Origin of the sequence: Thalassotalea sp. 1_MG-2023 (genome assembly GCF_030546745.1) — a bacterium.
Taxonomy (GTDB): domain Bacteria; phylum Pseudomonadota; class Gammaproteobacteria; order Enterobacterales; family Alteromonadaceae; genus Thalassotalea_C.
In genome coordinates this window covers 24680-39539 of sequence record NZ_JAUOPD010000018.1, presented here as the reverse complement: position 1 = coordinate 39539, position 14860 = coordinate 24680, and the positions used below count along the sequence as shown (strand labels likewise).

The following is a 14860-nucleotide window of genomic DNA, read 5'->3' as shown; positions in this document are numbered from 1 at the left end:
CTTAATAACTACGAGTTCGGCTTTTCCTCGGTAATTTTACGCACTCTTCATCTAAGTAAGATTTATGCTTTTCAATTAATACTAATGTTCGGTGTTGATAACAAAAGTAAGTAGATAAACCGTCTTGAAAATGACCATTGATTGCTAAACCTACTTGGTAGGCGGTATCTACAATATCTTTATCGATACGAAAAGGGTCTTTTATGATGAAATCTTTATCGAGCCACCAAATAACTTCAAGGCCTTCTGCTTTAGCATATTCACTTAACTTCTGATGTAACGTATGTTCAGGTCGAAATGGTCTGTTTAGCTTAGTGCTTTTCCAGTTTTTTCTTAATGGTCGAGTCACTAAACGCTTTGCTTCCAAAATGTCAACAATATCGCCTTTATGGGCAGGCAAGTACACAATGTTATTTCTTACACGAGGTTCATCTTCATCTTCTGAACCTCTTAGGTTTGCGTAAAAACGTGATAAACCTTCTGCTGCAGGGTTGGTTTCTTTTTTTGAAACTTTAGGTTTTTCTGTAATAGCATTGTCGTTTGAAATGATTTCTTGCTCATCATTTTGTGAAAACAGTATCTCCTGATTGGCAATTAAGTAATATGCCAACCCGAGCAACAGTAGTGCAAACACAATATTTTTTAGCCAAAACATCATAAACGAGCCATTAACTTTTTAATAAATACGTCTTAAGTATAATAACATAATAAAAATCTGCTATTTATACAATGACGGAGCGTTTTCATCAGGACGGGTTTTAAACCTTCGATGTAACCACATGTACTGTTCCGGTTTTTGCAATATTGCTTTTTCAAGCTCCTGGTTTATGCGAATAACATCAGCTCTATCATCGCTTGTTGGAAAATTTTCAAGCTGTGGGGTAATTTCAATGGTATAACCGCTGCCATCCTCATTACGTGTGGGTATTAGCATATGAGATTGCGTGTTTTTATTGCGCGCAAAAATAAGTGTTCCAGTGGTTGTAGCGGCATCAGGTACGGCGAAAAGAGGTACAAATAAACTGCGTTTTCTACCATAATCTTGATCAGGTAAATAAACACATGTTTCACCGTCGTTAAGCGCTTTTAGTAACCCCTTAACATCACGTTTTCCCAACATGTACTTGTTTGAACGACCTCGACCACGGTATTGAAAAAACTCCATGAGTTGATTGTTATGCGGGCGATAAAACACCACCATAGGGTGCCCTGTGCCGATACCTCGACAATTTATTTCTGCGCTTAAATAGTGCATCGCCAATAACAATACACCTTTACCTTGTTGGTGTGCTTGTGCAAGATGCTCAAGCCCTTTCACTTGTACTTTTCGCTTTACTCGCCAGTCAGGCCACCACCAACCCATGCCAGTTTCAAGCAAAGCAATACCGGTATTTTCAAAGTTCTTACGTAAAAGTGTGTTAACTTCATCTTCAGACATGTCAGGAAAGCACAATTGAATATTGCGTTTAGCAACGTTGCGTCGTTTACCACCAATTTTAAATAGCAGTTTGCCAATACCGCGCCCTAGTACTAATTGTAATCGGTAAGGAAGCCAAGAGATGCTATATAGAATAATAACGCCAAGCCAAGTGAGCCAATACTTCGGCAGGAAAAACGCTAATTTAAAATTGGGTTGTAAAACTTTGTTTTTACTCACGGTAAGAGGTCAACTCATTTAATTTGATATGATACACTATCGATATTATATCTGTTATGGAATGCAGGATGAAAGTAGATATTCCCGCTTTTAACAAAGCACGTGTTTTAGTAGTTGGCGATGTTATGCTTGATCGCTATTGGTATGGGCCTACACAGCGTATTTCGCCTGAGGCTCCAGTCCCTGTTGTTAATATTAATCAAGATGAAGACAGACCTGGCGGTGCGGCTAATGTGGCACTGAATATTGCATCTATGGGCGGTAAAGTCTCACTTGTGGGGATTACAGGGCAAGATGAAGCAGCGCAATCTATTGAAACGCGCTTATCGGCAATGGATATATCCTGTTTTTTTGCTAAAGATGCCAGTATACCTACTATTACGAAACTGCGTGTGATGAGCCGAAATCAACAATTAATGCGGTTAGACTTTGAACAGTCATTGGCCCCTGTTAATAAAACGACATTATTACAACAAGTTGAAGCAGTTGTTGCTGATCATGATGTATTACTACTTTCAGATTATGCCAAAGGTACATTAAGTGATGTTGAACACCTCATTAAGGTGGCGAAAAAATATAATGTTCCTGTTGTTATTGACCCTAAGGGTACTGATTTTACCAAATACCAAGGTGCAACCATGCTTACCCCTAACATGGCTGAATTTGAAGCGATTGTAGGTTCTTGTAAAGATGAAGCTGACATTGTTGCTAAAGGACAAACGTTACTACAGTCGTTGAACCTAGATGCTATGTTAGTTACACGCAGCGAACACGGCATGACATTACTTCGTCAAAATCATGAAGAATTTCATTTACCAACTCAGGCGAAAGAAGTTTATGACGTAACCGGCGCGGGTGATACCGTAATAGCAACGTTAGCACTGGCTTTAGCAGCAGATGCTGATTTACCTCAAGCAAGTGCATTAGCTAATATTGCTGCGGGTATTGTTGTTGGTAAGTTGGGAACTTCTACAGTAAGCGAAGCTGAATTATTAAATGCAGTTTTATCTGGTCAAGAAAGCGGTTTTGGTGTTGTCACTGAGGGGCAGTTAAAAATAGCAGTAGAATTGGCTAAAGCTCGCGGTGAAAAAATTGTGATGACCAATGGTTGCTTTGATCTACTGCATGCAGGTCATGTTTCATATTTAACTCATGCAGCTGAATTAGGCGAAAGGCTTATCGTTGCAGTGAATGATGACAGCTCGGTCAAGCGTTTAAAAGGTGAAGGTCGGCCGGTAAATGCCGTTGACCGAAGAATGGCGGTATTATCAGGTTTAGCGTCGGTTGATTGGGTTGTGCCCTTTTCTGAAGATACTCCACAAAGGCTGATTGCAAATATTTTACCGGATATTTTGGTGAAAGGTGGAGATTACAAAGTAGAAGAAATAGCTGGTGGTGAAGAAGTTATTGCCGCTGGTGGGCAGGTAAAAGTGCTCAATTTCGAACAAGGTATTTCTACCACTGAAATAATAAATACCATTCGTTTAGAAGATTAAAAGATCTCACATCTCTATTGTATTTAATGGTGGCCGTTTCTATCTGATAAAAAAGCCGATAAACAGTGTTTATCGGCTTTTTTATTGCTCAATAGATAATTAACTTGCGGTTTTTAACCCTTGGTTAATTGCGGTAATGTCTTTTTCACTAATAGTGCCACCAGCACGTTTTAAATTTAAAATTGCTTGAATATAATTATATCGAGTTGATGATAAATTACGCTTAGCGTTATATAAATTACGTGTACTGTCTAGTACATCAACAATGGTACGGGTACCCACTTCAAATCCGGCTTCAGTAGCTTTTAATGCACTTTCAGCAGAAATTACAGACTGTTGTAATGCTTTAATACTCGACACATTAGCAATGACTGTATTGTAAGAATTTCTTGCATTACGAACGACATTACGATGGGCCTGCTGAAGATCTTGGCTTGCTGCAACATAGTTTGCTTGAGCTTGTCTTACCGCACTTGTGGTAGCCCCACCTGAGTAGATTGGTACTCTCAAGGTAATACCAATAGATTGGCTGTCATTATAAGGCGATTCAGGAAAGCTCTGAGTCACACCACCAGTAGTAAAATCTGATTGTGATTTGTCTTGACCATAAGAACCATTTAAATCGAGTGTTGGATAATGACCAGCGCGAGCAATGTTAATGCTTTCTTTGGCAATATCCACTGAGATTTTCTCAATAATTAAGTCAAGGTTTTTCGCTTCTGCAGTTTGTTGCCACTCATTAGCACTGTCTGGTGATGGGCGAGAAGCACTAAAACGTTCAGTATTTAGAATATTTATGTCGCGAGGGTAAACATTTGTGATAACTCGTAAGGCTTCTTCTGCGTTAAACACATTATTTTCTGCGCGAATCTCTGCTGTCACTGCATTGTCAAATTGCGCTTGTGCTTCATGTACGGCTGTAACTGCTGTTAGACCAACGGCATGACGTTGTTTTGTTTGTTCTAACTGTCGTTCAATGGCTTTTTTCTCAGCTTTAGCAAACTCTAAATCATCTTTCGCACTTAACACGCCAAAATATGCTTCTGTAACGCGAATGATCAAATCTTGCTTGGCAACCTGATACGAGATATCACTTCTGTGCGCTATTTTTTTCGCGTTGTCGAGTCTTAACCAAGTATCGTGATGGTATAGCTGCATGTTTAAATTAGCACCAAAACTAGTAGAGTCTGTTTTTGTGGTTATGTTGCTACCAAAGCCACCTAAGTCACTGTTGTAATTTTGGCTATCACGTTCACTGGCTGTTATGCTCGCGTTTGCTGACAGTTGTGGTAACAATAAAGAGCGGGCTTGTACTATTCCTTCCTGAGAAGCGTTAAATTGTGCTTGTGCTTTAAGAACAACTGGGTCATTCGCTTTTGCGAGTTCATAAGTCGATAATAGATCTTGCGCATAAGTAAACGCGCTACTTGTAGCACATACAATGCCGATAATTATCGAGGTAACTGATTTTTTCATGTCGAAGCAATTCCTTAGATATGCTATTAGTGCTTATTATTAATATGTTGTTATCCTACATGGACATAGGATTAACCTAAATAGAATAAATGTTAACTAGGGCATTCTAGTGTAACAAAATATTTATTACTATTTCTAAAAATTTATTTCGTTACATTTGATAGAGTGAATCTTACAAAATGAAACATAAGCATACAGTATCAGCAATATTAGGCTACACGCAAAGCGATTATACTTTACATAGTAAAGAAACATTATACCAAGGCTTTTTTAAAATTGATGGCTACCAAGTCAGTCATAAAAAATATGACGGTAGTGTTAGCGAAGTGATCAGTAGAGAAATATTTGAACGTGATGATGCCGTAGTTGTTATTCCTTATGATCCAGCACTAGATCAGGTCATTTTGATAGAGCAATTTAGAGCTGGGGCTATTCGCTATGGCGGCAACCCTTGGTTGTTAGAATTTGTTGCCGGTATGTTTGAAGAACATGAATCCCCGATGGATGTCGCAATACGTGAGGCCAAAGAAGAAGCCAATATTGATATTGCACCAGAAAACATGCAAAAAGTGATGACCTATCTTTCGAGCCCTGGTGGCATGAGTGAGGCGATGCATGTCTATTTGGCTAAAGTAAACAGTGAAAATATCGGAGGTGTTTTTGGATTAGATGAAGAACATGAAGATATTCTGGTACATGTGATAAAAAGAGAACAAGCAATGGCTTTACTTTCGGAAGGAAAAATCACTAATGCTGCAACGATAATTGGGTTACAATGGCTAGCTCTAAACTATCAAACCTTGTAAGTGTTGCTGGAGTTTAATTTAACTGATGAGCACTGTAAATGCGCCATATCGCCCTAAGTTGTCTACGTTGATGACAATTTGTGAGGTTAATTATATGCTGTTATTAAGGTTGCTTGCTGGTAAAGAGCAGCAAGGTGAGTCTCGGCATTTTTTTATTTCTGATTTTCTCTCGTTTGAATTAACGGTAAATGAAGTGACTCGTTACACTTCTTTGGTAACGATAAAGCAAGTGGCAACAATCAACGGTGTTGACTTATCAATTTTTTTACGTCCAAAAATGGTCATTCGCTTATACCATGACGCCCGCATGGCAGAGGTTGTTTCAAATCAAGATGTGCGACAAATTAAGCCTCGATATGACTACCCGAATAAGCGTATGCACTTGCCTGATGAAAAAGAGCAAATAAATCAGTTTCTGACCGAATGGTTGCAATTAAGTTTGCAGCTAGGTCAAAGTCATGTTGCTTTGTCATAAACTTAAGGTGGTAAATTGACTGTATCGTTCGTGCAAATTTCAGATTGTCATTTATTTTCTGACCGTCAAGCTTGTCATCATGACGCGAATGTTTATGACAATTTAGTGAAGGTGTTAATCGAGATAAAAAACAATCAATCCATTGATTTTATAGTATTTACTGGGGATTTGACCCAAGATCATTCAGATGGCGCCTATCAGCTCTTCACCGAAGCAATTAAACGATATGGGCCGAATAAACCCGTATATTATCTAGCGGGTAATCATGATGAGTTGGCTAAATTCTGCCAATTCTTTACTGATGATGTATTTTGTCATGAAAAAACAATTGATTTGGCGCACTGGCAGATACAACTAATCAACACTAAAAGTGCTACGCCTGCTGGGGTATTTAGTGCAGAAGAAGCAGCTCGGTTAGCCGAGAGTATTAACCCAGTAAAGTATCAATGTATTTTAATGCATCATCATCCGAAACACGTGGGTTACTTTATTGATAAGCACCCGTTAGTAAACCCCGAATTTTTTAATCAGTTTCTGGCTAAATATGATAATATACAGGCGATTGCATGCGGTCATGTACATAATGCCATGACGTTATCGTTAGACGTTAATGACATACCTTTATTTACATGTCCTGCGACATCAATTCAATTCGATAAGACAGCTGCTACGTTAGTAAATAGTCACTTACCGGCTGGATATAGACTGTTTACAATCGATACAAACAATGTGCTAACCACTGAAGCGGTATTCTTATCTTAAACGTATGACTAAACATCTTTTATATTTACATGGCTTTAATTCATCGTCTCAATCAGAAAAAGCAATTTTAACGAAACAATATATAAATGATAAAAACATTGATGTAATTTTTCATTGTCCACAAATTTCGAGTTCACCTTTAGCTGCTATTGCGCAATGTGAAGCAATTTTAGCGAGTGAACCTAATGAACAATGGGGGTTGATGGGATCATCATTAGGTGGTTATTTTGCTACTTATTTAGCGGAAAAGTATGGTTATTCTGCGGTATTAATTAATCCTGCGGTGAAGCCATTTGAGCTGCTTCATGATTATATTGGTGTGCAAAAGAACCCATATACAGGTGAAGTTTATGATGTGACTGAACAACATATGCATGAATTACACGATCTTTATCACAAAAAAATATCAATAAATCGTTATATGATGATGGTACAAACAGGTGATGAAGTGTTAGATTATCGTCAAGCAGTAGAAAAATATCAGGGTAACCGTATCATTGTGCAAGCAAACGGTGATCACAGTTTTGTTAATTATCAAAAAATGTTACCTGAAATAATGGTATTCTTGTCTCTGCAATAACATCAACTCACAGTCATAATAATTATTAGAACCCATTATGAGCGAACAATATAACTCCGAATCAATTGAAGTACTTAGTGGCCTAGACCCTGTCCGTCACCGTCCAGGTATGTATACCGATACTAATCGGCCTAACCATCTAGGCCAAGAGGTTATCGATAACTCTGTTGATGAAGCACTAGCTGGTTATGCCCAAAATATTTCCGTGATTTTAGATAAAGATCAATCGTTAGAAATTATTGACGATGGTCGCGGAATGCCTACAGATATTCACCGAGAAGAAGGTGTTAGTGGCGTAGAGTTAATTTTTTGTAAGCTTCATGCTGGCGGAAAATTTTCCAATAAAAATTATCAATTTTCCGGTGGTCTACACGGTGTAGGTATTTCGGTGGTTAACGCGTTATCAAAACGTGTTGATGTTGCTGTTCGCCGTGAAGGCAAAGTTTTTGAAATGGCGTTTGAAAACGGTGATAAAGTAGAAGAATTACATGAAACTGGCACTGTTGGCCGGCGTAATACTGGTACCAGAGTAAAGTTTTGGCCAGACGAAAAATACTTTGATTCAGCTAAATTTTCAGTACGTAGATTAGTGCATTTGCTAAAAGCGAAAGCTGTTTTATGTCCTGGTCTGACGATAAAATTCCACGATAAAAATGAAAACCAAAAATACCAGTGGTGCTATGAAGATGGTCTATGTGACTACCTAAAAGAGTCAGTAAAAAATTACGAAAGTTTGCCAGAAGAGCCCTTTATCGGTACTTTCTCTTCTCAAAATGAAGCTGCTGACTGGGCTGTTACTTGGCTACCTGAAGGCGGTGACGGTATCGCAGAAAGCTATGTTAATTTAATTCCAACTGTGCAAGGTGGTACACATGTAAATGGGCTGCGCCAAGGCTTGTTGGAATCTATGCGGGAGTTTTGTGAATTTAGAAATCTTATTCCTCGAGGCGTAAAACTAACGCCTGATGATATTTGGGATAAATGTGCTTTTATTTTGTCTGTTAAAATGGAAGATCCACAATTTGCTGGCCAAACGAAAGAGCGTTTATCTTCCAGACAATGTGCGGCGTTTGTTACCGGTGTTGTGAAAGATGCGTTTAGCCTGTGGCTTAATGAACATACTGAAATTGCCGAAGCATTAGCTGAATTCTGTATTTCAAATGCACAAAGACGTTTAAAGGCTGCTAAAAAAATAGTACGTAAGAAAGTAACACAAGGGCCGGCTTTGCCTGGCAAACTAACGGATTGTGGTAGCCAAGACTCTACACGAAGCGAATTATTTTTAGTTGAAGGTGACTCTGCAGGAGGCAGTGCAAAGCAAGCACGCGATCGAGAATTTCAAGCAATCATGCCTTTGCGCGGTAAAATATTAAATACCTGGGAGGTTGATTCTGGTCAAATTTTAGCTTCTCAAGAGGTACACGACATATCTGTGGCGTTAGGTATTGACCCTGACAGTGACGATTTATCAGGGTTGCGTTATGGCAAAATATGTATTCTTGCCGACGCTGATTCAGATGGGTTACATATTGCCACACTTCTGTGCGCGCTGTTTACTCAACATTTTTTACCATTAGTGCAAGCAGGCCATGTGTATGTTGCTATGCCACCCTTATATCGCGTTGATGTGGGTAAAGAAGTGTATTATGCGCTCGATGAAGATGAAAAAAATGGAATTTTAGATCGTATTGAGGCTGAGAAAAAACGCGGTAAAGTTAACGTTCAACGTTTTAAAGGGCTAGGCGAAATGAACCCTTTACAATTACGTGAAACGACTATGGATCCAAACACTCGACGGTTAGTGCAGCTCACGGTTGATGAATTTGACGCGACAATGGAAATTATGGACATGCTCTTGTCGAAAAAGCGTAGTGGCGATAGAAAAGAATGGTTGCAAGAACACGGCGATCGAGTAGAAGTTATTTAATTTGCTTTGTAGAAATGCATCGTGAAGCATTTTACGGCTTATAAGGTCGTTTAATTTTGGAGTTTTGATGTATGTTAGATTGGGTAATTGAGCAGTTTACAATCTCAGCCGACAGTATTTTGATTTATGGTAATTATAATCCATGGCTGGTAGCTCTTTCCATTTTTATTGCAATATTTGCCTCTTTTATGGGGTTACAGGTTGCAGCTCAAGCAAAGGGTAAAGTATCAGCATTACGTCGACACAGCATGCTTGGAATAGGCAGCGTTGCGTTAGGTGGTGGTATATGGAGTATGCACTTTATCGGTATGCTCGCTTTTGATTTATGTACAACGGTTGAATATGACGGATTAATTACCTTTCTTTCTATGCTACCAGGCATTTTCGCTTCATGGGTTGCACTAAATTATATTAATAGTCACAGAAAAGGCTTTTTATCATTATTAATCGGTGGCGTTTTGGTGGGAGCAGGGATAGGCACCATGCATTACTCCGGTATGGCAGCGATGGAGATGGCTCCATTATTGCGCTATGAACCATGGATGTTTGCCTTATCGATAGTAGTTGCTGTTACGTTGGCAATGCTGTCTTTATGGATTTATTTTGGATTAACGTTATTACGCAATAAAGGGTTTACGTGGTGGCACCCTCATTTGTGGGCAAGTATCGTGATGGGCTGTGCGATAACAGGAATGCATTACACTGGCATGGCAGCAGCACGGTTTGTTAGGCCACCAGGGCTTGAGTTAAGCAAGCAAACATCTGAAATATCAATTTACTTAGCGCTAGGCATTTCAATTACTACTATTGTGATCATCTGTTTAGTGTTAGGACTAAACATGATTTATCGTTATAAAGATATTTCAAGAAAGGCAGCTGAAAGCGAACATCGTATGCGTGCCATGATGGATACCGCGGTTGATGGCATTATTAGTATAGATAGCACAGGCACTATATTAAGTATCAATCAAGCGACTGAACAGTTATTGGGCTGGACATCGACGGAGCTCATTGGACAGAACGTAAAAGTTATTGTGCCTTCACCGTATCATGAGCAACATGATAATTATATTCAGCGGTACTTAGCGACTGGCGAAGCAAATATTATTGGTAAAGGCCGCGAAGTAGAAGCAGTACATAAAGATGGTAGCGGTGTTGCAATTCGCCTTGGCATAGGACACGTTAAATTAAGCACCAATGATTTTTTTGTTGCGTTTATTTCTGATATCAGACCTCGTATACGCATGGAGAGAGCGTTACGTGAAAATGAAGAAAAATATCGTTCGTTAATTACCAATATTTCTGGCATCGCTTATCGATGTAAAAATGTGCCTGGCCGGCCAATGATTTTTATTAGTGATGCTGTTGAAGATATCACCGGGTACCCACCGGAAGATTTTTTATTGCCTTCTCCTAAACGACGTTTGTCAGAACTAGTTCACCCCGACGATATTGATAATGTGACAGCAGAAATTGCTCTTGGTGGCGCATTTAATATTGAATATCGTATCGTTACTCGAAGCGGTGATATTCGTTGGATGATAGGGCAGGGACGTCATGTGCAAGGTGAAGAAAAAAATGAAACTTGGATTGATGGTTTCATTATGGATATCACCGAACGTCGTGTCATGGAAGAAGAACTAAGAACTGCAAAAGAGTCAGCAGAGCAAGCCGCGTCTGCAAGAGCAAGCTTTATGGCAAATATGAGCCATGAAATTCGTACACCAATGAACGCGATTATTGGCTTCAGTGATATTTTACTAGAAAGTGGTTTAGCCGCTGAACCCCAGCGTCATTTAAAAACTATCAATAACTCTGCTAAATCTTTGTTACATTTATTGAATGATATCTTAGATAGTGCGAAGTTAGATAAAGGAAAACTGGATCTCGAAATTCGTGACTTTTCTTTAATTCAAGAAGTCGACGAAGTGGTCTCTACGTTATGGTTACAAGCAAGAAGTAAAGGGCTTGAATTAACCGTTGACGTATCACCTAAATTAAAGAAAACATATGCAGGTTCTCCAGAAAGAGTTCGTCAAGTACTCACCAATTTAGTGAGTAATGCCGTTAAATTTACGCAACAGGGCTATGTGAAAATTACCGTATCACCAGCACAAGAAAACAACATTGAATTTGTGATTGAAGATAGTGGAATAGGTATGAGTAAATCACAACTTTCTGCGGTATTCGATCCCTTTACTCAAGCAGACGCTTCAATGAGTCGTCGCTTTGGTGGAACAGGGCTTGGAACAACTATTAGTAAACAACTTGTAGAGTTAATGGGGGGTAAAATTAGCGCGACAAGTGAAGAAAATAAAGGCAGTACCTTCAGGTTTACTCTTCCTCTCCAAGCGCGTAAAAATCTTGTTGTAGAACAGAAACAAGAACGTATAAAGTTACCACCGATGACAATTTTAGTTGTTGATGATATTCAGCAAAATATTGATTTACTTTCTGTTCTATTAGAGCGAGAAGGCCATACGGTTTTAACAGCTCGAGATGGCCAACAAGCGTTAATTCGCATGGCAGCAGAAACCAATCTAGACCTAGTGATTATGGATGTTCAAATGCCTATCATGGATGGTTTAACCGCAGCAAGAGAGCGACGAAAAGTAGAGCAAGAAGAAGGGCTTGATCATATTCCTATTATTGCCTTTACCGCTAGTGTTTTAGACGACGATCGTGTTGCTGCAAAAAATGCTGGTATGGATGGTTTTGCCAATAAACCTGTTGATATTTTTGCATTGTTTAATGAGGCCGCTCGCGTGTTAGGTGTTGAGACTTATCAACCAGATATAACAGAACCAGAAGAAGCATTAGGTAAGCTTATTGATGAGAAAAAGGGGGTTGCCTTGTGGGGTTCTAAAGAAGGATATTATCAAGAACTGGTCAAGTTCACCCAGCAATACCCAGAAGATTTTACGTTGTTAACGCCACTATGCGAAGCACAAAGTTGGCAAGAGTTAAAAGCACTCGCACATAAGCTAAAAGGCGTTTGCGGTAACTTATCTTTAATTAGTTTAATGCGTCATTTAGAAAAGTTAGAAGCAATCATTACTAGCCATCCGGCACAAAGCGCCCCTGTTATTGATGCTATTCAAGCGATGTTTGATGCGGTAAAAGCTGAAGTAGAGCAGGAAGGGAATGCGGTAGCTTCCACAGAAGGTAATCTTGGCAATGCAGAAGAACTTATTGATACATTGCAAACATTAAAAGCTGCTGCGCAGCAAAATGAAATAGATGAACAGGCGCTACTTAAAATCACCGACATTCAAGAAGAGCAGTGTTTTCAGTCTGAGCTTAATGCAATTAATCAATCGATTAACGATTTTGAATTTACACAAGCTGTCGCATTGATTGAAGATGTATTAAATCGAATGGCTAATCGTTAAGGTATAGAAACATGCAAGATAATAGACCATTAATTTTAGTTGTTGATGATGAACCTGCCAATTTGCGGGTACTGAAACAAATTTTACATCAAGATTATCGTTTGGTATTTGCTAAAAGTGGTGAAGAAGCACTTAGATTAGCAGTAAGTAAACAACCAAATTTAATTTTACTTGATATTATGATGCCTGATTTGACGGGTTTTGATGTTTGTAAGCAACTAAAAGAAGCAGAGCTTACGAGAAAAATTCCCGTTATATTTGTCACGGCGTTAAATCATGAAACAGATGAAACACAAGGTTTTGAGATTGGCGCTGTTGACTACATTACAAAACCGGTTTCATCTGCAGTTGTCAGAGCAAGGGTTGCTACCCATTTATCATTAGTGAATGCTGAAGAATTAAAAGAAACACGCTTACAAATAATTCAACGCTTGGGGCGAGCGTCAGAGTTTAAAGATAACGAAACAGGTATGCATGTGGTTCGTATGAGCCATTACTCAAAAATAATTGCTTTAGCATATGGGTTCAGTGAAGCTAACGCTGACATGCTTTTACACACTGCCCCTATGCATGATGTTGGCAAAATAGGTATACCAGATCATATCATGCTAAAACCAGGTAAATTAACCGATGAAGAATTTACCATTATGAAAACTCATCCTCAAATCGGTGTTGAAATTTTAGGTGAAGATGACTCTGAGTTAATTAGTCTTGCAAAAGTGGTGGCCTTAACCCACCACGAAAAATGGGATGGTAGTGGTTATCCAAACGGATTAAAAGGTGAAGATATTCCTATCGAAGGACGTATTGTTGCATTAGCCGATGTCTTTGATGCACTAACGAGTAAACGACCTTATAAAGATGCTTGGAGCATCGACGAAACTATGAGCTTTATTAGAGAGCAAAAAGGTAAACACTTTGAGCCTAAGCTCGTTGAATTACTAGATCAAGAACTTGATAAAGTACTCGCAATTAAGCAGCAATATCAAGATGAATAGTATTGAAGTTTGTCTTGATGCCGACAATTTAACTGTCTTGGCACAAAATGCGAAAATATGTAACAAAGCAGGTGTCGATAGAATCGAATTATGTGCTGATATGCATGTAGATGGTTTGACCCCTAGTTTTGAAGCAATCAGAATTACTCGACAAAACTTTCCAAGTGGCGAGCTCATGGTAATGATACGCCCTAGAGCGGGAGATTTTAATTATTTTGTCGATGAACTGATTACAATGAACGAGCAAATCATACAAGCTAAAGAATGTGGCGCTGATGGAGTAGTTTTTGGCGTGGTTGACCATCAGCAGCAAATAAACCTAAATGCTTGTCAAATGTTGCTCTACACAACAAAGAAGTTATCATTAAAAACAACTTTCCATCGTGCTTTTGATGCCATATTGGAACGAGAAACCGCACTAGCACAATTAAAGGATTTAGCGTTTGATCGTGTGTTAACGTCTGGTGTTGCATGGAAAACAAAAGGTAATGCACTTGATGGCATCAATAATATCAATCGGTATCTTTCCTTGGCGGGTGAACACATAGAAGTTGTGATAGCTGGAGGGGTCTCAGCCAATAATATCTCAGCAATTACTCGTCAGCTTTCACTTGGCAATGCACGAGTTAGCTTCCATAGTTATTCAGGTGTCTTAAATAACGACCTTATTGACGCGCTAGCAATCAAACATTTACAACATTAAAACGATTGTTTTATCACAAAAAACCTTTCACTAACTCGTTATTTACATTATTGTTAATCATTTAAGTTCTATTAAACCGTAACGTTCTCACTTTTTAGGGACGATTTAATCTATTTATAATTGTAAACATTCGAGATGATTGAACATAGAGTTAACCGAAGCATTTGTCACGCCTCTATCGGCACAAATGATTTACAGCGCGCGAAAACATTTTATCAACCGATTTTAGCTGTTTTAGGTATAGAATTAGTGAGTTCATATGAACATGCTATCGCCTTTGGTAAGGGATACCCAGAGTTTTGGGTGCAGCAACCCTTTGATAAAAAATTGGCATCATTTGGTAATGGCGTTCATTTTGGTTTTGTCGCAACATCGATGGAACAAGTTGACCAATTTTACGCCATAGCGTTGTCTTTAGGTGGTAAGTGTAATGGAAAACCGGGTGGTAGAATTGAATATGGCGAGCCTTACTATGGTTGTTTTATTATTGACCATGATGGTAACAAAATAGAAGCAAGTTATTGGCGCCTCGATAAAAAGTGATATTGAAAGTGAATATACGCCATATTGTTTACATATTAACAATCT

Annotated in this window: 13 protein-coding genes; 10 read left to right on the top strand and 3 right to left on the bottom strand. The window is 38.9% G+C overall.

Going from position 1 to position 14860, the window contains the following annotated elements; translation table 11 throughout:
- Position 1: 1 nt before the first annotated feature.
- On the bottom strand, positions 2 to 658 hold the full coding sequence (locus Q4489_RS13665; protein ID WP_303481259.1) for a TcpQ domain-containing protein: 657 nt from the start codon (positions 656 to 658) through the stop codon (positions 2 to 4).
- A 60-nt stretch (positions 659 to 718) separates the two neighbouring features.
- A complete protein-coding gene (gene lpxL, locus Q4489_RS13660) occupies positions 719 to 1657 on the bottom strand; it encodes an LpxL/LpxP family Kdo(2)-lipid IV(A) lauroyl/palmitoleoyl acyltransferase (RefSeq protein WP_303481258.1) in 939 nt (312 codons plus the stop codon).
- Positions 1658 to 1725: 68 nt separating this feature from the next.
- On the opposite strand from lpxL, the gene hldE reads away from it, so the two are divergent.
- Positions 1726 to 3153: a bifunctional D-glycero-beta-D-manno-heptose-7-phosphate kinase/D-glycero-beta-D-manno-heptose 1-phosphate adenylyltransferase HldE gene (hldE, locus tag Q4489_RS13655; RefSeq protein WP_303481257.1), complete on the top strand. Its 1428-nt coding sequence runs from the start codon at positions 1726 to 1728 to the stop codon at positions 3151 to 3153.
- A gap of 99 nt (positions 3154 to 3252) precedes the next feature.
- Here the strand turns inward: hldE and tolC are convergent, their stop codons facing one another.
- Positions 3253 to 4629, bottom strand: coding sequence for an outer membrane channel protein TolC (tolC, locus tag Q4489_RS13650; RefSeq protein ID WP_303481255.1), 1377 nt, complete (start codon positions 4627 to 4629; stop codon positions 3253 to 3255).
- A gap of 179 nt (positions 4630 to 4808) precedes the next feature.
- Here tolC and Q4489_RS13645 point away from each other — a divergent pair, with 179 nt between their 5' ends.
- The 9 genes from Q4489_RS13645 to Q4489_RS13605 all read left to right on the top strand — a co-directional run bounded on the left by Q4489_RS13645 (position 4809) and on the right by Q4489_RS13605 (position 14815).
- Positions 4809 to 5435, top strand: a complete 627-nt coding sequence (locus Q4489_RS13645) for an NUDIX domain-containing protein (protein WP_303481254.1) — start codon at positions 4809 to 4811, stop codon at positions 5433 to 5435.
- 25 nt (positions 5436 to 5460) lie between these two features.
- Positions 5461 to 5910 carry a DUF1249 domain-containing protein gene (locus Q4489_RS13640; protein WP_303481253.1) on the top strand — a complete coding sequence of 150 codons (450 nt, stop codon included), beginning with the start codon at positions 5461 to 5463 and terminating at the stop codon, positions 5908 to 5910.
- A gap of 15 nt (positions 5911 to 5925) precedes the next feature.
- Positions 5926 to 6672 (top strand): metallophosphoesterase, encoded by a 747-nt coding sequence (locus tag Q4489_RS13635; protein WP_303481252.1) that lies wholly within the window; start codon positions 5926 to 5928, stop codon positions 6670 to 6672.
- Positions 6673 to 6676: 4 nt separating this feature from the next.
- Complete coding sequence (locus tag Q4489_RS13630) at positions 6677 to 7252, top strand: YqiA/YcfP family alpha/beta fold hydrolase (protein ID WP_303481250.1); 576 nt, start codon at positions 6677 to 6679, stop codon at positions 7250 to 7252.
- Between the two features lie 37 nt (positions 7253 to 7289).
- Entirely contained in the window at positions 7290 to 9179 is a 1890-nt protein-coding gene (gene parE, locus Q4489_RS13625; RefSeq protein ID WP_074497097.1) for a DNA topoisomerase IV subunit B, read from the top strand.
- A 71-nt stretch (positions 9180 to 9250) separates the two neighbouring features.
- Positions 9251 to 12571: an MHYT domain-containing protein gene (locus tag Q4489_RS13620; RefSeq protein WP_303481249.1), complete on the top strand. Its 3321-nt coding sequence runs from the start codon at positions 9251 to 9253 to the stop codon at positions 12569 to 12571.
- 11 nt (positions 12572 to 12582) lie between these two features.
- Positions 12583 to 13569, top strand: a complete 987-nt coding sequence (locus Q4489_RS13615) for an HD-GYP domain-containing protein (RefSeq protein WP_303481247.1) — start codon at positions 12583 to 12585, stop codon at positions 13567 to 13569.
- Positions 13562 to 14272 carry a copper homeostasis protein CutC gene (locus tag Q4489_RS13610; protein WP_303481246.1) on the top strand — a complete coding sequence of 237 codons (711 nt, stop codon included), beginning with the start codon at positions 13562 to 13564 and terminating at the stop codon, positions 14270 to 14272. The genes Q4489_RS13615 and Q4489_RS13610 overlap by 8 nt, the downstream gene beginning before the upstream one ends.
- A 135-nt stretch (positions 14273 to 14407) precedes the next feature.
- A complete protein-coding gene (locus Q4489_RS13605; RefSeq protein WP_303481244.1) occupies positions 14408 to 14815 on the top strand; it encodes a VOC family protein in 408 nt (135 codons plus the stop codon).
- Positions 14816 to 14860: the final 45 nt, after the last annotated feature.

Bases quoted from the DNA above. Each gene is read 5' to 3' on its own strand.
- Q4489_RS13630 (WP_303481250.1), top strand. From the start codon at position 6,677: ATGACTAAACATCTTTTATATTTACATGGCTTTAATTCATCGTCTCAA.
- parE (WP_074497097.1), top strand. From the start codon at position 7,290: ATGAGCGAACAATATAACTCCGAATCAATTGAAGTACTTAGTGGCCTA.
- Q4489_RS13610 (WP_303481246.1), top strand. From the start codon at position 13,562: ATGAATAGTATTGAAGTTTGTCTTGATGCCGACAATTTAACTGTCTTG.
- Q4489_RS13640 (WP_303481253.1), top strand. From the start codon at position 5,461: ATGAGCACTGTAAATGCGCCATATCGCCCTAAGTTGTCTACGTTGATG.
- Q4489_RS13645 (WP_303481254.1), top strand. From the start codon at position 4,809: ATGAAACATAAGCATACAGTATCAGCAATATTAGGCTACACGCAAAGC.
- tolC (WP_303481255.1), bottom strand. From the start codon at position 4,629: ATGAAAAAATCAGTTACCTCGATAATTATCGGCATTGTATGTGCTACA.
- Q4489_RS13615 (WP_303481247.1), top strand. From the start codon at position 12,583: ATGCAAGATAATAGACCATTAATTTTAGTTGTTGATGATGAACCTGCC.
- Q4489_RS13620 (WP_303481249.1), top strand. From the start codon at position 9,251: ATGTTAGATTGGGTAATTGAGCAGTTTACAATCTCAGCCGACAGTATT.
- Q4489_RS13665 (WP_303481259.1), bottom strand. From the start codon at position 658: ATGATGTTTTGGCTAAAAAATATTGTGTTTGCACTACTGTTGCTCGGG.
- Q4489_RS13605 (WP_303481244.1), top strand. From the start codon at position 14,408: ATGATTGAACATAGAGTTAACCGAAGCATTTGTCACGCCTCTATCGGC.
- hldE (WP_303481257.1), top strand. From the start codon at position 1,726: ATGAAAGTAGATATTCCCGCTTTTAACAAAGCACGTGTTTTAGTAGTT.